The following is a 19890-nucleotide window of genomic DNA, read 5'->3' as shown; positions in this document are numbered from 1 at the left end:
CGAAGAAAGCAGCGAGCCGATTGCAGCTCTCGCTTACAGCGTCTTAAACGTAAACGCCGTGCCGTCAAAGCCAAGCTCGACCGTGTCACCGCCGCGCACGTCGCCTGCGATGATCTTCTTCGAGAGTGCCGTCTCGATCTTATGTGTGAGGAGACGCCGCAGCGGACGCGCGCCAAAGTCAGGATCAAAGCCCTCCTTCGCGAGTGCCTCCAGAGCATCATCCGTCCACGCGAGTGCGATGTCCACCTGACGCTCAAGGCGTTTGCTGAGCGATTTCAGCATGATCGCCGCGATGCGCTTGACATCCTCCTGCGTGAGCCCCTTAAAGACGATGGTGTCGTCGACGCGATTCAGGAACTCGGGGCGGAAGTATTCCTTGATCAACGCCTTCACTGCCGCCGTTGCCTCCGCATAGTCCTTGCTGAGGATCTCATGCGAGCCGAGATTGCTCGTCATGATAATGACAGTGTTCTTGAAGTTCACCACACGTCCCTTGCCGTCCGTCAGGCGTCCGTCGTCGAGGATCTGAAGCAGCACGTTGAACACGTCGCGATGCGCCTTTTCGATCTCATCGAGCAGAATGACGCTGTACGGACGACGGCGCACTGCCTCGGTGAGCTGACCGCCCTCGTCATAGCCGACGTATCCCGGAGGCGCGCCGATGAGACGCGAGACACTGTGCTTCTCCATGTACTCGCTCATATCGATGCGGATCATGCTCCTCTCATCGTCAAAGAGCGACTCCGCAAGGGTCTTGGCAAGCTCTGTCTTGCCAACACCCGTCGGGCCAAGGAAGATAAACGAGCCGATCGGACGGTTCGGATCCTTGATTCCGGCACGTGCACGCAGAATCGCCTCGCTGACAGCAGTCACCGCCTCATCCTGTCCGACAACGCGCTCATGGAGTACATCCTCCAAACGGAGCAGCTTCTCGCGCTCGCCCGTCATCATCTTCGTGACGGGGATGCCGGTCCAGCGGCTGACGACGCGGGCAATATCCTCCTCGCCGACTTCCTCCTTGAGCATCTGTTCACCGTCCGCCTTTGCAGCGAGTGCCGCTTCCTCGTCGGCGAGCTTCTTCTCAAGCTCCGGCATCTTGCCGTATTTCAGCTCCGACGCACGGGCGAGATTCTGGGCACGTTCTGCCGCCTCCATCTCGCCGCGCACCTCGTCCATCTCCTTTTTGATGGCACGTACGCGCAGAATCGCCTGTTTCTCTCCTTCCCACTTCTCTTGGAGCTTCTGCTCCTCCGCGTGAAGTCCTTCCTTCTCGGTGACAAGTGCCGCAAGCTTTTCCTTCGAGTCCTCGTCTGTCTCTTTCTTCAGTGCTTCTTCCTCGATGTCGAGCTGGAGGATTTTGCGCCGAATCTCATCGAGCGGTGCGGGCATGGACTCAATCTCCGTGCGCAGCTTTGCCGCTGCCTCATCGACGAGGTCAATCGCCTTGTCGGGCAGGAATCGATCGGAAATATAGCGGTCAGAGAGCGTCGCCGCAGCGACGAGGGCCGCGTCGCGGATGCGCACGCCGTGATGCACCTCGTAGCGATCCTTCAGTCCACGCAGGATGGAGATGGTGTCCTCCACCGTCGGCTCGCCGACCATAACGGGCTGGAAGCGGCGCTCAAGTGCCGTATCCTTCTCGATGTACTTGCGGTACTCGTTCAGTGTCGTAGCACCGATGCAGCGCAGTTCACCACGCGCGAGAAGAGGCTTCAGCAGGTTGCCCGCATCCATCGCACCCTCGGCTGCGCCCGCACCGACAACCGTATGCACCTCGTCGATGAAGAGCAGAATCTGCCCCTCAGACTTTGCGATCTCGTTGAGGACGCCCTTCAGGCGTTCCTCGAACTCGCCGCGAAATTTCGCTCCCGCGACCAGTGCGCCCATGTCGAGCGAGTAGAGCGTCTTGTTCTTCAGCGACTCGGGAACATCGCCTGCCACAATGCGGCGTGCCAGTCCTTCGACAATCGCCGTCTTACCGACGCCCGGCTCACCGATGAGTACGGGGTTGTTCTTGGTACGGCGCGAGAGAATCTCGATCGTGCGGCGAATCTCCTCGTCGCGGCCGATCACGGGGTCGAGCTTGTTCGCACGCGCTGCTGCCGTGAGGTCGCGCCCGTATTTCTCGAGCGACTGATAGCCCTCCTCGGGGTTGTCACTCGTCACGTTTTGCTTGCGGTTCTTCTGGATGGCATCCTGCACGCTGCTCTTCGTCAGACCGAACTCACGCGCAATCGCCTGCACCTCCTCACTGCCGTCCGTCACGATGGCGAGCAGCAGATGCTCTGTCGATACGTAGTCGTCCTTCATGGACTTTGCGAGCTCCTCGGCACGACCGAGCACGCGCACCATATCCATCCCCATGCCGAGACGGTTTGATCCGTGCACGCTCGGGATAGAGGCGAGCTCCTTCTCCAGACGAGCCTTGAGCATCGGCAGATCCACGCCGCAGGCCTCAAAGATCGTTGCGAGCAGTCCCTCGGGCTCTTTGGCAAGTGCGAGCAGCACATGTGCCGACGTGATTTCCTGATGATAGCGCATCGCCGCAATCTGCTGTGCCGATTGGAGCGCAGCCAGCGTCCGCGCAGTATATTTATCCTGTTCCATAGGTATCCCTCCACTGTTTTCCTGTTTGATGGTTCTATTATAACAGATAAAGTCAAAAAGTCAAATAGAGATTTTGATTTTTTGACATTTAATGCAAAAAAATCTGCCGCATACGCGGCAGAACCTTTTTCATATCAGATCATATTCTTCTTGTAGATGTCGTAGAGGCTCTTCAGTTCCTCCATCTTCGCGTACATCTCGAGCTGCAGCGCCGATGCCGTTGCATCATCGCCGTCATTCAGTGCCTTGATCAGCAGGGTAAAGAGTGCCTTGTCGTCAATCGTATCCTTTGCGAGGTAGACGCGCAGGTCACGAATTTTGTTCCACATATAGGCATCCTGATCCGTCACGAAATCGCTCTTGATCTCCGTCATACGGCGAACGATATCGCGGTTCTCCGGAATGATGCGGCTGATCAGCTCGATCTTCCAGCGCAGGAGAGCACCGGTACGGAACGAGTCAATGATGCGCGGCGTCAGCGTTCCGCCCGCCGTGATGACCGCGAGCTTCTTCTCGTTGTGCTCAAAGCCGAGCATGTTCTCCCAGACCGTCGCGGGCGGCTTACCAAAGCGTGCATCGCGCTCCTCCGCCGTATAGTGCTCAAAGACATCCTCCTCGCTCCGATAGGCGCGGTCTGTCTCGAGGTAGAGCCCCTGCTCACCCGGCTGCTTGGAGAGCTCGGCGAGCAGTTCCTCTGCCGTGCGCCCCTTCGTGTGCAAAACGCCGTCGAGGATGGCGAGATACGAGGCGGCGAGGACGAAGTACGTATTCGAGTACGGATTCGTCGCACGCAGCTCAAAGCGCGTAGCCAGTGGATTCTTGATATCGCGGATGAGGCTCACGAGCACCGTGCGGTTACGCGCGGGGATCGCAGGCGTCGCGCCAAAGGACGTAACGATGCAGACCGGCGCCTCAAAGCCCGGCTTCAGGCGGTTGAATGCGTCATTGGTCGCCGATACGAACGGATTGATGACCTCGTAGTTGCGCAGGAGTCCCATGAGTGCGCCATAGCCGACGGCGCTCATATAGTGTGCATTCTGGTCGTCTGCTGCAAAGAGGTTGTGGCGTTTGCCGTCCTTCGTGATGGCCGCGAGGCTCAGATGGGTATGCTCGCCATTTCCCGCCAGACCGATGAGCGGCTTTGCCTTGAAGTTCACCTCAAGCCCGTAGAGACGGAAGATCTCGCGGACAAAGGTACGGATGAAGAGCTCGTTGTCCGCCGCCTGTACCGCATCGTCATATTTCCAGTCGATCTCGATCTGCTCGCAGACATGGGTCATGCGGCCGGTATCGTCGATCTGCGCCTTCACGCCGCCGACCTCTTTATGCCCCATCTCCATGTGGAACCCATATTTTTCGAGCTGGATCAGGCACTCCTCAAGCGCCGAGCGCACGGCACCGTGCGTCCGCTCCCAGTACTGCTCGTTCATCACCTGCGACGCCGACATCTCCTCAATCGAGGCATTGTCGTCGAGCGGCGTTTTGACCCAGAACTCGAGCTCTGTCGCGGAGGTGAATACGATATCCTCAATGTCCGCACCGTTCAGGCTCGGCGCCGCAGAGATCTTCGGATTCTCATGGAAGAACTTCAGCAGTTCCTTCTTTACATAGACAAGCGTATCCGTGAGCACCGCGCGGGGATCGACGCGCTTTCCCTCATGCACGACGAAGGACGGGATGCGCAGCGTGCCGATCGGCAGCCCCGTATCCTCATCCGAGCTCTCAGGATTATAGTCCACAAACCAATTGACAGAGGGGTCAACAGGGAGATCCACCTTGGCGTTTTCGATCGTTGCAATCTTCGGCAGAACAACCGAGGAGCCGTCCGTCTGCACGGCCGTACCATTGTAGAAAGCGTCGATATCGTCGAGAAAAATCTGTACCGGAATCTTCTCATCCGTATCATTTCCCGCCATATCAATGCCGACGAGTGAGACGAATCGCACCTCGGGATGTGCTTTCATTTGGGCGACAATTTCCTCACGCGGCGTATGGGCAGGAATTTTGTAGAGAAGTTCATTCATCATGCATACCATCCTTTTCCTAGAAGATATCGAAGGGGTTCTCCCGTCCACGCAGTAAAACCACGCGCCCATCTTACCATTTTTCAGCGTGGATTGTAAAGCGATTGAGAAATGTATTCACACGATTAATAATTCCCTAATACCGTCTACTGCCGATTCCACGCACACAGCCGACGCTCTGCCAGATCGAGCAGGATGAAGAGCAGCAGTCCGATTGCACTCAGCACGACGATGCCGGCGTACATATCGAGGTAGTTCACGCGCAGCCACGCGTCCATGATGTAGTAGCCGATGCCGTACTGTGTGCCGAATGTCTCCGTAAAGAAGAGGACGGAGATCGCCGTTGCCATCGCCACGCGCACAGCCGTGATGAACTTCGGCAGCGAGGCGGGCACGATGATGTGGCGCACCATCTGTCCGAATGACGCGCCGAGCACGCGCAGCGGGAAATACGTGGCCGGCGGAATCGCGGCAACGGCATCGCGCACCGTGACGATCACCTGAAAGACGATGATGAGAAAGACCAGCAGCAGCTTGCTCGTCTCCCCGACGCCAAAGAGCAGCATGACGACGGGCAGGAGTGCGATCTTCGGGATGGGGTAGGTCAGATAGAGGATCGGGGCAAGGAGATGATTGACGCGCCGAAAATAGCCCATCAGAATGCCAAGCAGATAGCCGACGGCAACGGCGGCAAGCACGCCCACAGCAATCCGCATCAGGCTGTACGCCGCGTGAATGGCAATCGTCCCTGTGAATGTCGCTGTCAATCGGAAAAACACCTGCACGGGCGATGGGATCACCGGCTTTTGAAAGAGCTCCGCCGCGCCCGCCCAAAGGAGAATACAGGCGAGCATCCCGACGGCGATCATCCGCAGTGAGAGTTTCTCCATCATGCCCCCTCCCCAGCGATCTTTTCGCGCAGTGTCTGCCCCATGGCGGAGAACGCCGGAGACCCACGGCGTGCGGTATCACCGACAAGCGCGTTGTCGATCACCTCGACGATACGGCCGGGTTTTCCGCACATGACGGCAATGCGGTCGGCCAGCATCAGTGCTTCCTCCACGTAATGCGTCACGAGCAGGGTTGTCACCGCATACTTCCTGCGGAGGGAGAGGAACACCTCCTGCATCGCCTCGCGCGTAATCGCGTCGAGCGCGGAGAATGGCTCATCCATCAGGAGCAGGTCGGGGGCGAGAAAGAATACGCGCGCCAGTCCGACGCGCTGCTGCTGTCCGCCCGACAGCTCATGTGGATAGCGCGTCAGCAAGTCTTTAAGGCCCAGCTCATCGACCAATGCGTCCAGCCGCTCCGCATCTTCATCGCGGCGAATGCCCTTGATCTCTGCCGCAAGCAGGATATTCTCGCGCACGGTTTTCCATGCAAGGAGCCCATAGTTCTGTGGGAGAAATCCGATCCGCAGGGCACGCGGATCAAGGGGTGCACCGCCGCAGGTCACCTGCCCCGATGTCGGATGAAGAAGTCCTGCCCCAACGCGCAGGAGCGTCGACTTGCCGCAGCCCGATGCCCCGATCAGTGCGAGCACCGTGCTGCGCTCCAGCTGTACGGACACATCCGCGAGCGCATGGACCTTATCGTCTCCGCACCCGTAGTCCACAGAGACATCCTTAAAACAGAGCACGCATTTTCCTCCTATGCACGCCGTGCATGACACCTGCATCCACACAGAGGAGCTGCCACTGCGTCATGCCTCGGCATTTCGTTTCTCATAGACACCGCTGAGGATGTCCTCCCACCACGACGTATGGTCACGATACCACGCAACAACCGCCTCAATGCCGTCATCGAACTTCGTCTGCGGCTGCCAGCCGAGTTCCCGTCCGATCTTGGTCGGATCGATGGCATAGCGGCGATCGTGCCCCTTGCGATCCGTGACGTAGGAGATCTGTTCCTCTCCCCTGCCCAGAACGCGCAGGATCGTACGGACGACATCGATATTGGAGCGCTCATTGTGCCCGCCAACGTTATAGACAGAGCCTTCTGCCCCACGGCGCACAATCGCATCAATGGCACTGCAGTGATCGTCCACATGCAGCCAGTCACGGACGTTCTTTCCATCGCCGTAGACAGGGAGCTGTTCCCCCTTCATGGCGCGGATGACCATGAGCGGAATCAATTTTTCGGGGAACTGGAACGCACCGTAGTTATTGGAGCAGCGCGAGATCGTCACGGGAACGCCATAGGTACGCGCATACGCCTGCACGAGCAGATCAGCCGACGCCTTGGAGGAGGAGTAGGGACTGGACGTGTGCAGCGGCGTCTCCTCTGTAAAGAGGAGATCGGGACGATCCAGCGGAAGATCGCCATATACCTCGTCCGTCGATACCTGATGATAGCGTTTGATGCCATATTTGCGGCATGCGTCGAGCAGGATGCTCGTGCCGATGATATTCGTCTGAAGGAAAATCTCGGGCGTCTCAATCGAGCGATCCACATGTGATTCCGCCGCGAAGTTCACGACCACATCGGGCTTCTCGCGCGCAAAGAGTGCATAGACCGCCGCGCGGTCGGCAATGTCGCCGCGCACAAAGGTGAACTGCGAGGACTTCCTTGCCTCGGCAAGAGTCGCAATATTCCCCGCATAGGTCAGAGCGTCATAGCAGACGATCTGATCCTCTGGATGCTCACGCAGTTCATAGTAGACAAAATTGGCGCCGATAAATCCTGCGCCGCCCGTAACGATCATCTTCATGGCTGATTCCTCCGCATCGTTCTATATCCTCTTTTATTTTCGACGCGCCTCACGTTTTCCCTTTTTCTGATTTACAGGAAGCAAACACATGTGCTATGATAGAACTAAGGAGGGATACCGCATGACGAACCGCACCTACATCGCAATCGATCTAAAATCCTTCTATGCCTCGGTGGAATGCATCGAGCGCGGTCTGAATCCGCTGACGACGCATCTCGTCGTCGCAGATGAAAGCCGCACGACGAAAACGATCTGCCTTGCCGTATCCCCTGCGCTCAAAATGCACGGCATCGGCGGACGCCCGCGCCTCTTTGAGGTCGTCCGCGCCGTGCGGGACGCAAACGCCAAGCGGAAATACCGTGCGCCGCAGCACAGGCTCACGGGTGAGACAACGGATGCGACAGAGCTCGCCGCATCTCCGCACCTCGGCATCGCCTACCACATCGCCCCGCCGCGCATGGCACTCTACGTCGCATACAGCGTGCGCGTCTATGAGGTCTATCTGCGGCATATCGCGCCGGCGGACATCCACATCTACTCCATCGACGAGGTGTTCATCGACGCGACGAGCTATCTGGACACCCTGCATATCTCCGCACACGACTTTGCCCTGCGCCTCATCCGCGAGGTACTGCAGGAGACCGGTGTTACCGCGACCGCCGGCATCGGGACGAATCTCTACCTAGCAAAGATCGCCATGGACATCGTCGCCAAGCGCATGAAACCCGATGCGGACGGGGTACGTGTGGCACAGCTGGATGAACTGAGCTATCGGCAGGCGCTCTGGGCGCATCGCCCGCTCACGGACTTCTGGCGCATCGGCAGGGGCTACGCTGCAAAGCTCGAGGCAAACGGCCTCTATACCATGGGCGATATTGCACGCTGTTCCCTCGGCAAGGCGTCTGAGCACTATAACGAGGATCTGCTCTATCGTCTCTTTGGGGTACAGGCAGAGCTACTCATCGACCACGCTTGGGGTATCGAGACGACGCGCATGGAGGACATCAAGCACTATCGCCCCAAGTCGCGCAGCATCCACCACGGACAGGTGCTGCAAATGCCATACGCCACCGACAAGGCGCGTCTCGTCGTGTGGGAGATGACGGATGCGCTCGCGCACGATCTCGCCGTAAAGCACCTCACCTGTGACCGCATTGAGCTGACCATCGGCTACGATGTGGAGTCCCTCACCCGCCCGGAGATCCGTTCTCTCTACCACGGCCGTATTCGGACAGATCGATACGGCCGCAGTGTCCCGTGGCCGTCACATGGGCACTGCACCGTGGAGCGCGGTGCGCCGCCGCGTGCATTGATGAACGCATTGACCCATCTCTACGATACGATTGTGAACCCGCATTTGCTCATCCGACGCATCACGATTTCTGCGCAGCACCTTCGGACGCTTGAGCAGGACAGTACTGATGCGGAGCAGCTGGATCTATTCTCTGCCGACGAGGCCGCAGGCACTGTGTTGACGGCGAAGGAGCGTCGTGCACAGGAAAAGGAAAAGGCACTTCATGCCGCCGTTGTTGCCATCAAGCAGGCCTATGGGAAGAATGCCATCCTGCGCGGGGCAAACTTTATCGACGGGGCAACCATGCGCCAGCGCAACGGACAGATCGGCGGACACAAAGCATAGCGTACGCACGGATAAAAGGAGGCACGACCATGCAGCGAAATATCCATGACTACGATGACATCATCCATCTTGCGCGGCCGATCTCCCGCACCCATCCGCCCATGTCACGGCACGACCGTGCGGGGCAGTTCGCCCCATTTGCGGCGCTCAATACCCTCCATGCCGCCACCGCGCGCGCAGAGCTGCGTCATGCGGCACAGTATGAGGAGTATGAGAAATACGATGAACCGCCTGCGTAAGCAGGCAAATTTGACAATGGGCTGTTGCACGAAGCTGAAAACTTCGTACAACAGCCCATTCTTTGTGCCCCTTCTCCGTGATAACGGGGAAGGCTTTTGGGAATAACAGCATATAGCTTCCCCCGCACTTTGAGGGAGCGGCGAGCATAGCGAGCCGATGGGGGCGTGCAGCCGCTCTTCTTTGCCTTATTGGTACGATCTCATTCGTCTGCCAGCTCCGCGAGTGTCTTCCCGCCATAGAGCCCCGTCCAATCGTCGGAGAATGCCTGCACCGCATCTGCAACGACCTGCTTGACAAAGATGCCGCGCAGAACATCAGGCGCCACGGTGACGGAATGCGCACCTGCGAGAATTGCACGATCGATCTGGGCGGGCTGCTTGAAGCTCGCCGCAAGAATCTCTGTCTCATAGCCATAGTGGGCAATAATGCCGGCAATGTTCCCGATCACAGACGCTGCATCGACGCCAAGCGCCTCCATGCGGTTATAGTACGGGGCAATGCAGTCCGCGCCAGCCTCCAGAGCCATGAATGCCTGATCCATCCCGTAGACGGCCGTCGCCGTCACGTTTGCCCCCTGACGGCGAAGGGCTTTGATGACCTTGACCCCTTCAAAGTCGACGGGAACCTTGATGAATACCTTCTCATCAACATGGCGAAACACCGCCTCTGCGTCGCGCATCATCCCGTCATAGTCCGTCGCCGTCACTTGAATATGCAGGGGGCGAAGCTTTCCGATGATGGAGCGAATCTCACGCATGTGGGCAAAGAACGGGACACTCCCCTCCTTCTTGACGATGCTCGGGTTGCTGGTTACACCGGCGATCGGCAGATATTCCGAAAGCGCACGAATCTCATCGAGATTTGCCGAATCAATCAGATACTTCATGGTATAGGATCTCCCTTCACATGGCAAAGCCCACCGACTTCACAGCGGTGGGCAATATTGTTCCCTTAAGCATCGAGTGCCTTGCGCATCGCAGCGATCAGCTGGATGCCGCCGTCGATATCACCGTCGAGAATGTGCTTGACGACTGCACTGCCGACGATCACACCATCTGCCTGCTTTGCGGCGCGTGCGGCAGCCTCGGGCGTACCGATGCCGAAGCCGATGGCAAGCGGGATATTCGTATAGCGGCGTGCGGCAGAGCAGACCTTCCCGATGATGCTGTAGTCGATCTCCTTGACGCCTGTGACACCATAGTTCGAGACGCAGTAGACGAAGCCCGCCGCATGACGGCACGTCTCCGCCATGCGCGCCTCCGTCGTTCCCGGCGTGATGAACTCCGTCAGTGTAAAGTCATGCGCACCGCAGATGCGGCGCATTTCCTCCGACTCTTCGTGCGGAACATCGGGCAGGATCACGCCGTCCATCCCCGCTGCCTTGAAGTCCGTGACAAAACGCTCAAACCCATAGTGGTTCACCATGTTGATGTAGCCCATGCCGACGATGGGGATCTCCGAGTGTCTGCGGATCTCCTTGACGATCTCAAGTGCCTTCTTCATCGTCATGCCGTTCTTCAGTGCCTCGACACTTGCCGCCTGAATCACGGGGCCATCCGCCATGGGATCGGAGAACGGCAGGCCGAGCTCGATGAGATCGGCGCCCGCCTCCTCGGCACGGCGTACGATGTCCACGGTTGCCTCCGCGCTGGGGCACCCTGCCGTCACGTAGATGTAAAGCCCTGTCCGCCCGTCGGCGCGGAGCTTTGCGAGTTTTTCATTCATCCGCTTGCTCATGCGATGTCCTCCCCCAGCTCCTTTGCCACCATCTGCACGTCCTTGTCGCCGCGTCCTGAGAGACAGACGACAACGCGCTCGCCCGCCTTGGTCTTGGGCATCAGCGTCTCCAGATACGCCAGTGCATGCGAGCTCTCGAGCGCGGGAATGATCCCCTCGATGCGCGAGAGACGCTGGAATGCGTCGAGTGCCTCTCTGTCCGTCACGGAGACATAGGTGACGATGCCCTCGTCCTTAAAGTAGGAATGCTCCGGACCAACGCCGGGGTAGTCGAGCCCTGCTGAGATGCTGTACGCCTCAATGACCTGCCCGTCCTCATTCTGCAGGAGGTTGCTGTACGCTCCGTGCAGGATGCCCGGCGTACCGCCGCCGCTGAGCGTCTTGGCATTGTCGCCGTCCGCATCGCTGCGCCCGCCGCCCTCGACGCAGAACTTCTTCACGTCGGCATCATTGCGAAAATCATAGATCGTACCGATGGCGTTGCTCCCGCCGCCGATACAGGCGACGAGATAGTCGGGTTTCGCGTGGAATTTCTCCTCTGCCTGTGCGCGAATCTCCTCACCGATAACCTTCTGGAAGTCGCGCACCATCATCGGATAGGGATGAGGCCCGACAGCGGAGCCAATGACGTAGTAAGTATCCGTGATGTTTGTCGCCCAGTAACGGATCGCCTCGCTCGTTGCATCCTTCAGCGTTCCTGTACCGCTCGATACGGGGACGACCGTCGCGCCGAGCAGACGCATACGGAACACGTTGAGCTTCTGCCGCTCCACGTCAAGTGCACCCATGAAGATGCGGCATTCCATTCCAAAGAGTGCCGCCACCGTCGCCGTCGCCACACCATGCTGCCCCGCGCCCGTCTCTGCGATAATGCGCTTCTTGCCCATGCGGTGTGCAAGGAGTGCCTGGCCGAGCGCATTGTTGATCTTATGCGCCCCCGTATGAAGAAGATCCTCGCGCTTGAGATAGATGTCCGCCTTGCCGTAGTGCTTCGTCAGCCGCTCGGCAAAATAAAGATTCGTCGGACGCCCTGCATACTCCTTGAGGTAGCTGCGGTACTCCGCCTGAAACGCCGCATCGTCACGGTATTTCAGATATGCCTCTTCCAGCTCATTCAGTGCCGGCATCACAATCTCGGGCACATACTGCCCGCCATAGTCGCCGAATCGTCCCTTCTTGCTCATATATTATTGCTCCTTCGTCTCAACATCAACCAGTTCTCTTGCAAACGCCCCGACATCCGCCGCACGCACCAATCCCTCTCCGACCAGCACGCCTTTGCACCCTGCCGCACGAACGCGTTCCGCATCCGCACGGGCAAAGATGCCGCTCTCGCTGATGAGCGTACGATTCTTGTCTGCGTAGGGCAGGAGGGCGAGCGTCGTCTCCACGCTCGTCTCAAAGGTCACGAGATTGCGGTTGTTGATGCCGATGAATTCTGCCGGCGTTTCCTGTGCAGTTTCCAAATCACGGCGGTCGTGCACCTCTACAAGAGCGTCCATCCCAAGACTCCACGTCAGGTAAAGCAGCTGCTTCAGCTGCTCCGGCGTGAGGATGCGCACAATCAGCAGAACGGCATCCGCGCCCAACGCACGCGCCTCGTAGACCTGATAGGGATCGATGATAAAATCCTTGCGCAGGAGAGGTGTATCCACACGTGCACGTACGGCGGAAAAATCCGCGTTGCTGCCGAGAAAATGCGGATCGGTATGCACGGAGAGCACGGCTGCGCCTGCCGCCGTATAGATATCGGCGAGCTCCGTGACCGTGTGCGCCGTTGTCAGCCGTCCCTTGGCGGGCGACTGCAGCTTGCACTCAGCGATCAGCCCCCACCCATGCCATCGGAAGTGCTCCGCCATACGGAACGTCCCACAGGACAGGTCCCGTTTCAGTACATCGAGCGGCATGGCCTCCTTCGCCGCCGCGACAATGCCGCGCTTCTTCGCCACGATTTCAGCAAGTATGTCGCGCATTGTGCACCTCCTTCAGATGATTCATTCTGCGCCTTTCGGCGTATTTGTCTATCTTAGAGGAGAATGCGGCATTTGTCAATGCGAGGACGCACACGATCACTTGTACCGTTCGTGTTCGTGCGGGACAAACGGATTACCGAAGCGCACACACCGCCTCCATAAACGCTGTGATTTTCGCCTTGGATTTCACGCCGTCCTCCTCAAGACCTCCCGATACATCAATGCCGAATGGATGAAAGGTCTCGACGGCCTCCCTGACATTCGCGGCCGTGATGCCGCCTGCGATCAGCACGGGCTTCGTAACGCGCGCAATCTCCCGTGCCGCTTCCTGCCAATGGAACGCCAGTCCCGTGCCGCCTGCTGCGCCTTTGACGTAGCTGTCAACGAGAATGATCTCCGCAGGATAGACGTTCGCTGCCTCTGCATCGAAGTCGTCTCCATAGCGGTACGCCTTGATCACGGGGCGCTCTGCCATGCGTGCCATCTCTGCCGTCTCGTGCCCGTGCAGCTGCACATAGTCCAGCCCAACGGCATCGGCAATCTGGTTCACCTCCGCCATCGGTGCATCGACAAAGACGCCGACCTTCTTCACGCGCTGCATCTCCCGCGCAATCTCATGTGCCGTCTCCGGCGCAGCATAACGCCGACTGCCCTGCGCGAAGATGAACCCGATGTAGTCCGCTCCCGCCTCCTCTGCCGCGCGTGCCGCTGCTGCGGTCTGCATGCCGCACATCTTCACCCGCATACCATCATCACCCCTCCGATAAAAAACTGCTGTACGAAGATAGAAAGACCTTCGTACAGCAGCGTTATTTGTTAGGGAATCACTGATAAAATGAGGTCTGCCAGATTGGCGTAGATTTTTTCGTCTGAACGAGGTGGAAAACCGGACGCAGAGTGGTGCTCTGTGGAGGATTTTCCGCCGAAGTGCGGACAAAAAAGATGCGTCAAGATGGTTGTACCGAATTTATCAGTGCTTCCCTAGTTCAGCACAATTTTGCTGTAATCTGCCGTCTCCAGCAGATAGTCGTCGATCATCTTGAGGAGCGACAGACGATTTTCCTTGATGCGCACATCCTTGTCCATGACCATGACCGCATCGAAGAATGTGTCGATCGCCCTCCCGAGTGCCTGCTCGGCGGGAAGCGTGTCCTCGCCCTCCGCGCGTGCAGCCGCCGCGGCCTGATAGGCGGAGAGCAGCGCGCCCTCTTCCTCTGCCTGGAACAGCGCGGGATCCACTGCGCCGCCCGTCACGCCGCGGGCGATGTTCCCGACACGGACAAAGGACTGCACGAGCGCATCGCCCCCCTCCGATGCGAGCAGACGCTCCACATAGGCGGCGCGCACGGGGACATCTGCGACAAGATCCACATCGCCCAGCACCGCCTCCTGCACATCGTAGCGCACACCGCGCTCACTGAGGACGTTCTTCAGGCGCAGACGGATAAAGTCCGCCACATAGACCTGCATCTTATCCCGAAATTCTTCAAGGTCGTAGAGATCACACGCCTCATCGACAAGGTCGGAGAGGAGCATCGTGCTCTCCTGCTCGATCAACATGAGAACGAGCCCGAGCGCCTGACGGCGCAGCCCGAAGGGGTCCTGCGAGCCCGTCGGAATCCTGCCTTGGCTGAACGTCCCGACAATATTGTCGATCTTATCTGCTACACTGAGGGCAACGCCGAGCGGCGTCTGCGGCAGCTCGTCCCCCGCAAAACGCGGCATATACTGCTCGTCAATGGCACACGCAACAGCAGGGCTCTCCCCATCGAGCAGGGCGTACTCACGTCCCATGATCCCCTGCAGCTCCGTGAACTCCGTCACCATGCCCGTCACGAGATCGGCCTTCGAGAGCTCGGCGGCACGCCGCGCATCGGCGAGAGCGGTGCCATCCGCATCACCCGCCGCCATCTCCTCGACAATCGCCGTCGTGAGCGCCGTGAGACGCTCCGTCTTTTCGTACATCGATCCGAGCCCCCGCTGGAACACGACCGTCTTGAGCTTTTCCCGATGCTCTGCAAGGGATTTTCTGCGATCCTCATCGAAGAAGAACTGCGCATCGGCAAGACGTGCCCGCAGCACGCGCTCGTTGCCGTGTGCCACGACATCAAGATGTGCCTTCCCACCGTTGCGCACCGTGATAAAAGCGGGCAGTAGGCTGCCGTCCGCCGCCTTGACGGGGAAATAGCGTTGATGGTCGCGCATCGGCGTAATCACCGCCTCGGAGGGGAGCGCCAGATACTTCTCCTCGAACGAGCCGCTGAGCGCCGTCGGATACTCCACGAGATAGAGCACCTCCTCGAGGAGGTCGGGCGTGATCTCCGCCGTGCCGCCGCACGCCTTTGCCGTCTCTGTGATCTGTTCGCAGATCATGGCGCGCCGCCGCTCGGGATCGACGATGATATACGCCTTCTCGCACGCCGCCTCGTAGTCCGCCGCCGACGTGATCACGAAGTCCGCCGGTGCGAGCGTCCGATGCCCGCGCGAGTGATTCCCGCTCGTCACTCCGGCAAGGGTAAAGGGCACGATCTCTGTCCCGTAGAGTGCCACGAACCAGCGAATCGGGCGGATGAATCGGAAGTCCAGATCCCCCCAGCGCATACTGTTTGGCAGCGGAATCGCACGCACAAGGTCAGGCAGGAGCGAGGTCAGAAGCTCGGCCGTCGCTGCACCGCTCTCATGCACGGAGGCATAGACATAGCCGTCACGCTGAATGAGGGCGGACGGATCGACGCCCTGTCCGCGCGCAAACCCCGCGCCCGCCTTCGTCGGGTTTCCGTCCGCATCAAAGGCAATGGCGACGGATGGGCCGCGCGTCTCCGTATTGACGTCTTCCTGCCGCTCTGCGAGCCCCGTCACAATGAGGGCGGCACGGCGCGGCGTGCCGAGCGTGCGCACCTTCTCATAGGAAAGGCGGTGCTCCTTCAGCATCGTCTCCGCCAGCTGTGCCAAATCCTCCAGGAGGTGCGGCATCACGTGTGCCGGAATCTCCTCCGTTCCAATTTCAAATAACAGATCCCGCTTCATGCCTTCCCCTCCTTTTTCAACAGCGGATACCCCAGTTCCTCACGCTGGGCGAGATACGCCTCCGCGCAGAGACGCGCGAGTTTGCGCACGCGCCCGATGAACGCCGTCCGCTGGGAGACACTGATCGCCCCGCGCGCGTCGAGCAGATTGAACGTATGCGAGCATTTCAGCACGTAGTCATGCGCCGGATGCACATAGCCTGCCTCGATGACGCGCACCGCCTCCGCCTCGTACTTGTCGAACAGGTCAAAGAGCAGCTTCTCGTCCGAGAGATCGAACGCATACGAAGACTGCTCAAACTCATTCTGGTGGAACACATCGCCATAGGTCACATCATCCGTCCACGCGATGTCATAGACGTTCTCTACGCCCTGAATATACATGGCAAGACGCTCAAGCCCATAGGTGATCTCCACGGAGACGGGCTTTACATCCTGACCGCCAACCTGCTGGAAGTACGTGAACTGCGTGATCTCCATCCCGTCCAGCCAGACCTCCCAGCCAAGTCCCCACGCGCCCAGCGTCGGCGACTCCCAGTTGTCCTCGACAAAGCGGATGTCATGCTCCTCCGCGTGAATGCCGAGGCGGGCAAGGCTCTCAAGGTAAAGTTCCTGGATATTGTCCGGCGACGGCTTCATGATCACCTGGAACTGATGATGCTGATAGAGACGATTCGGGTTGTCTCCATAGCGTCCGTCCGCCGGGCGGCGCGAGGGCTCCACATAGGCGACATTCCACGGCTCTGGCCCAAGAACGCGCAGGAACGTCCACGGGCTCATCGTCCCTGCGCCCTTTTCTACATCATAGGGCTGGGCGAGGATACAGCCCTGCCCCGACCAGAACTCCTGCAGTGTGAGGATAACCTCTTGAAATTTCATGCAAACAACCCCTCCAACAAAAAAACCGCGTATACCCTATAAGAATACGCGGTTTTGAGAAAATAGCAAGACCTATTTAAAACTGTTCCGCAAACTCTGCAAAATACCCGCCTGTCCTTCATTGATATCCTTATTCCATCGGCCATCATAGGCTCGATCGCCGGACGGAAGCAGAGCACACACAATGATGAGGAGGATAAAGGCAACGACGATACCGCCGATGATCTTACGCTGATAGGTGCTGCGCGCTTTTCGTACGCGCTGAAGCCGTGCCTCGAACTCCTGCTGTTTGCGCTCGCGCATCGACTGCATCGGCGTCTCCGTTTGGCTCTTTTTCTTTGCCATACAGCATGCCTCCCTGCATATTAATCAAATTAATCAAACAGGCTCTGTTCCTCATAGACCGGCTCTTTCATCTTTTGGTAGCAGAAGAGCGTCGCGAGTGTGTCCGCGAGTGCGCCGTGCGCCACCGTGTTTCCCCAGTCGTAGCGGTAGTAGTCCGCACACTCCGTCAGCTTCCACCATCGGTAGCCGCCGCGCCGTGCATCGGGGACTTTGCGGAACGCCGAAAAAGCAAGCATCACATCATGACGGTTCGGGTTCGTAATGCGGATCCCCGACTGCGCCAGAAGGCGAATATCGAACTCGATGTTATAGCCGACAAGGAGTGTGTCCGGCGCATTGAAGAGACGTTCCAGCTCCTCACGATGTGCGAGAATGGGGTCACAGCCCGCGACCATCGCCGGCGATATGCGATTGATGCGCTCGGCATCCGGCCACTCTGCCTTACGCGCCGGCGCATACATACCGTCGACCATCGTCTCACCCACGCCATTCACAACAGCGAGGGTCAGTACTTCATCATCACTGCGAAAGCCGGTCGTCTCCGTATCAAAGACTAGAACCTTTTCTTGCATCAAAAGTCCTCTTTCTTCTGGTTGTTTTATCCCAATTATACACAGCTTTCGTCATGATTATTATACAACAGACGGAATCATCTGTCAAGAAAACGCGTCACAAGACGCCCATCATCACAGGGTTGAGGGCAATTTGCGGTTGCAAAAGAATGGGTTTTACGCTAGAATACTTTTATAATATATAGATTATTTCTATAGCTTAAGTCTATTCTCTGTTAATCCATCCTATGGTTGAAAGGAGTCTTTTATGAACGCCATCAAACTCCGTGACAATATCTACTGGGTCGGCGCCATCGACTGGTCCATGCGCAGCTTCCACGGCTACGATACGCAGCGCGGCTCATCATACAACGCCTACCTCATCATCGACGATACGATCACTCTGATTGATACGGTCAAACACGGCTTTGAGGAGGAGATGCTCGCGCGCATTTCCTCCGTGATCGATCCGTCGCAGATCAACTGCGTCATCTCCAATCACGTGGAGCCAGATCACTCCTACGGTGTCTCCCTCATCTCCTCCCTCGCGCCGAGCGCAAAGATCGTCACGAGTGCGCCGAACGGACTGAAGGGGCTGCGCGCCTACTATGGAGAGCTCCCCTATGAGACCGTCAAGGCAGGCGACAGCATCTCGCTCGGCAAGCGCACCCTGCAGTTCATCCCGACCCCGATGCTGCACTGGCCCGACAGCATGGTCACCTACTGCCCTGAGGAGAAGATTCTCTTCTCGAACGACGCGTTCGGACAGCATCTGGCATCGGGCAAGCGCTTCGACGACGAGAATGACCTCGCTATCCTCTGTGAGGAGGCAAAAAAATACTACGCCAACATTCTCTTCCCGTACGGGGCACAGGCAAAGGCGGCACTCAAGGCACTGCACGGGCTCGACATGGAGATGATCGCCACGGGACATGGCATTATCTGGCGTTCCCATATCCCTGAGATCATCGAGCGCTATAAGCAGTGGTCGAGCGGCGAGACAGAGGAGCGCGCCGTCATCGTTTTCGACAGCATGTGGCACTCCACCGAGGCGATGGCGCATACGATTGCTGAGGCGTTCATCGACAAGGGTTACTCCGTCGGCTACTACGACATCAAGAAGAACTCCCATGCGGACATCATGACGGATATCCTCACGAGCCGCTATCTCGCCGTTGGTTCGCCGACGCTCAACAATACGATGCTCCCGACCATCGGCGGTTTCCTCTGCTATATGCGGGGGCTCGCACCGAAGGGACGTAAGGCTTTCGCCTTTGGCTCCTATGGCTGGGGCGGGCAGAGCATCCAGCAGATCGAGGACGAGCTGAAGGCGGGCGGCTGCGAGATCGCCATGGACAAGGTGCGTATCCTCTACGTCCCCTCCGAGGAGCAGCTCAAGTCACTCCACGATCAGGTGATTGCACTCTAAGGAAGCACTGATAAATTCGGTACAACCATCTTGACGCATCTTTTTTGCCCGCACTTCGGCGGAAAATCCTCCACAGAGCACCACTCTGCGTCCGGTTTTCCACCTCGTTCGGACGAAAAAATCTACGCCAATCTGGCAGACCTCATTTTATCAGTGTTTCCCTAAAAAACATAGAACCCCCGAAGGCGCAAGAGGAAAGCCTTCGGGGTTTTTCTATCCATATCACTCTTCCACAAAGTACTGCATCGATGTCTTCTTCCATTCTTTCTTGGTGTAGAGCATCGCGCGATCCTCGATGCCCGTCGCGGCTGCGAGTTCTTCTGCAATCTTCTCGCACTCCTCACGGCTGAAACCATGGATCATCGTATAGACATTATAGCGCCAATCCGCCGTACGATTGCGGTCATAGCAATGGGAGACGCGCTCGTGCTGCGCCATCCGCCGCGCCACTTCGTCCACGCGCGCGTCGGGGACATTCCAAACACAGAGGCAGTTGGACGTAAAGCCGACCTCGCGGTGACGGAGAACCGCGCCCATCTTCCGGATCTTCTTTTCTGCAATCATACGCTCCACACGCTGCAGAAACTCCTCCTCGCTGATGCCGATTTCCGCCGCGAGTGCCTTGTACGGCTCGGCGACAAGAGGAAACTGCCCCTGCAGGAGGCGGATGATCTTACGGTCGAGAGCATCGACCTCGATTGCTTCGCTCATAGATATGCCTTCCTTCCTG

General features: G+C 58.3%; 18 protein-coding genes. 3 read left to right on the top strand and 15 right to left on the bottom strand.

Annotated elements, in window-relative coordinates:
- Positions 1-33 precede the first annotated feature (33 nt).
- From clpB to rfbB, 5 genes are all read right to left on the bottom strand, one after another.
- Entirely contained in the window at positions 34-2607 is a 2574-nt protein-coding gene (clpB, locus tag ADJ74_RS08335) for an ATP-dependent chaperone ClpB (RefSeq protein ID WP_050343434.1), read from the bottom strand.
- A gap of 134 nt (positions 2608-2741) precedes the next feature.
- The gene (locus tag ADJ74_RS08330; RefSeq protein WP_050344261.1) at positions 2742-4631 is read right to left on the bottom strand and encodes a glutamine synthetase; all 1890 of its coding nucleotides are present in this window, start codon (positions 4629-4631) and stop codon (positions 2742-2744) included.
- Between the two features lie 146 nt (positions 4632-4777).
- The gene (locus tag ADJ74_RS08325; RefSeq protein ID WP_050343432.1) at positions 4778-5524 is read right to left on the bottom strand and encodes an ABC transporter permease; all 747 of its coding nucleotides are present in this window, start codon (positions 5522-5524) and stop codon (positions 4778-4780) included.
- Entirely contained in the window at positions 5521-6309 is a 789-nt protein-coding gene (locus tag ADJ74_RS08320; protein ID WP_050343430.1) for an ABC transporter ATP-binding protein, read from the bottom strand. Before ADJ74_RS08320 ends, ADJ74_RS08325 begins: the two co-directional genes overlap by 4 nt.
- Positions 6310-6333: 24 nt before the next feature.
- Positions 6334-7341 carry a dTDP-glucose 4,6-dehydratase gene (gene rfbB, locus ADJ74_RS08315; RefSeq protein ID WP_050343428.1) on the bottom strand — a complete coding sequence of 336 codons (1008 nt, stop codon included), beginning with the start codon at positions 7339-7341 and terminating at the stop codon, positions 6334-6336.
- A 121-nt stretch (positions 7342-7462) separates the two neighbouring features.
- On the opposite strand from rfbB, the gene ADJ74_RS08310 reads away from it, so the two are divergent.
- Positions 7463-8980 (top strand): type VI secretion protein ImpB, encoded by a 1518-nt coding sequence (locus ADJ74_RS08310; protein ID WP_050343426.1) that lies wholly within the window; start codon positions 7463-7465, stop codon positions 8978-8980.
- A 29-nt stretch (positions 8981-9009) separates the two neighbouring features.
- Positions 9010-9219, top strand: a complete 210-nt coding sequence (locus tag ADJ74_RS08305) for a hypothetical protein (protein WP_009442682.1) — start codon at positions 9010-9012, stop codon at positions 9217-9219.
- Positions 9220-9419: 200 nt separating this feature from the next.
- On the opposite strand, the gene ADJ74_RS08300 is transcribed toward ADJ74_RS08305, so the two are convergent.
- From ADJ74_RS08300 to ADJ74_RS08260, 9 genes are all read right to left on the bottom strand, one after another.
- Complete coding sequence (locus ADJ74_RS08300; RefSeq protein ID WP_009442683.1) at positions 9420-10106, bottom strand: fructose-6-phosphate aldolase; 687 nt, start codon at positions 10104-10106, stop codon at positions 9420-9422.
- Between the two features lie 65 nt (positions 10107-10171).
- The gene (gene trpA / locus ADJ74_RS08295) at positions 10172-10957 is read right to left on the bottom strand and encodes a tryptophan synthase subunit alpha (RefSeq protein ID WP_050343424.1); all 786 of its coding nucleotides are present in this window, start codon (positions 10955-10957) and stop codon (positions 10172-10174) included.
- On the bottom strand, positions 10954-12141 hold the full coding sequence (gene trpB, locus ADJ74_RS08290) for a tryptophan synthase subunit beta (RefSeq protein ID WP_009442685.1): 1188 nt from the start codon (positions 12139-12141) through the stop codon (positions 10954-10956). The genes trpA and trpB overlap by 4 nt, the downstream gene beginning before the upstream one ends.
- 3 nt (positions 12142-12144) lie before the next feature.
- Entirely contained in the window at positions 12145-12930 is a 786-nt protein-coding gene (trpC, locus tag ADJ74_RS08285; protein ID WP_050343421.1) for an indole-3-glycerol phosphate synthase TrpC, read from the bottom strand.
- 133 nt (positions 12931-13063) lie between these two features.
- Positions 13064-13675, bottom strand: a complete 612-nt coding sequence (locus ADJ74_RS08280) for a phosphoribosylanthranilate isomerase (protein ID WP_050343419.1) — start codon at positions 13673-13675, stop codon at positions 13064-13066.
- A gap of 236 nt (positions 13676-13911) precedes the next feature.
- A complete protein-coding gene (gene glyS, locus ADJ74_RS08275; RefSeq protein ID WP_050343417.1) occupies positions 13912-15957 on the bottom strand; it encodes a glycine--tRNA ligase subunit beta in 2046 nt (681 codons plus the stop codon).
- On the bottom strand, positions 15954-16835 hold the full coding sequence (gene glyQ, locus ADJ74_RS08270) for a glycine--tRNA ligase subunit alpha (RefSeq protein ID WP_006691372.1): 882 nt from the start codon (positions 16833-16835) through the stop codon (positions 15954-15956). The genes glyS and glyQ overlap by 4 nt, the downstream gene beginning before the upstream one ends.
- A gap of 72 nt (positions 16836-16907) precedes the next feature.
- Positions 16908-17180 (bottom strand): cell-division initiation protein, encoded by a 273-nt coding sequence (locus ADJ74_RS08265; protein ID WP_102493724.1) that lies wholly within the window; start codon positions 17178-17180, stop codon positions 16908-16910.
- Positions 17181-17209: 29 nt separating this feature from the next.
- Positions 17210-17752 (bottom strand): 3'-5' exonuclease, encoded by a 543-nt coding sequence (locus ADJ74_RS08260; RefSeq protein WP_050343414.1) that lies wholly within the window; start codon positions 17750-17752, stop codon positions 17210-17212.
- Positions 17753-17999: 247 nt separating this feature from the next.
- Between ADJ74_RS08260 and ADJ74_RS08255 the strand changes: the two genes are divergently transcribed.
- Positions 18000-19160 carry an FprA family A-type flavoprotein gene (locus ADJ74_RS08255; RefSeq protein WP_050343412.1) on the top strand — a complete coding sequence of 387 codons (1161 nt, stop codon included), beginning with the start codon at positions 18000-18002 and terminating at the stop codon, positions 19158-19160.
- Between the two features lie 222 nt (positions 19161-19382).
- On the opposite strand, the gene ADJ74_RS08250 is transcribed toward ADJ74_RS08255, so the two are convergent.
- Positions 19383-19871: an AsnC family transcriptional regulator gene (locus tag ADJ74_RS08250; protein ID WP_009442692.1), complete on the bottom strand. Its 489-nt coding sequence runs from the start codon at positions 19869-19871 to the stop codon at positions 19383-19385.
- Positions 19872-19890 lie beyond the last annotated feature (19 nt).

The sequence above is a fragment of the Selenomonas sp. oral taxon 478 genome, assembly GCF_001189555.1.
Taxonomy (GTDB): domain Bacteria; phylum Bacillota; class Negativicutes; order Selenomonadales; family Selenomonadaceae; genus Centipeda; species Centipeda felix.
The sequence above is the reverse complement of the archived record's forward strand: the minus strand, read 5'-3'. Positions and strand labels throughout refer to the sequence as shown.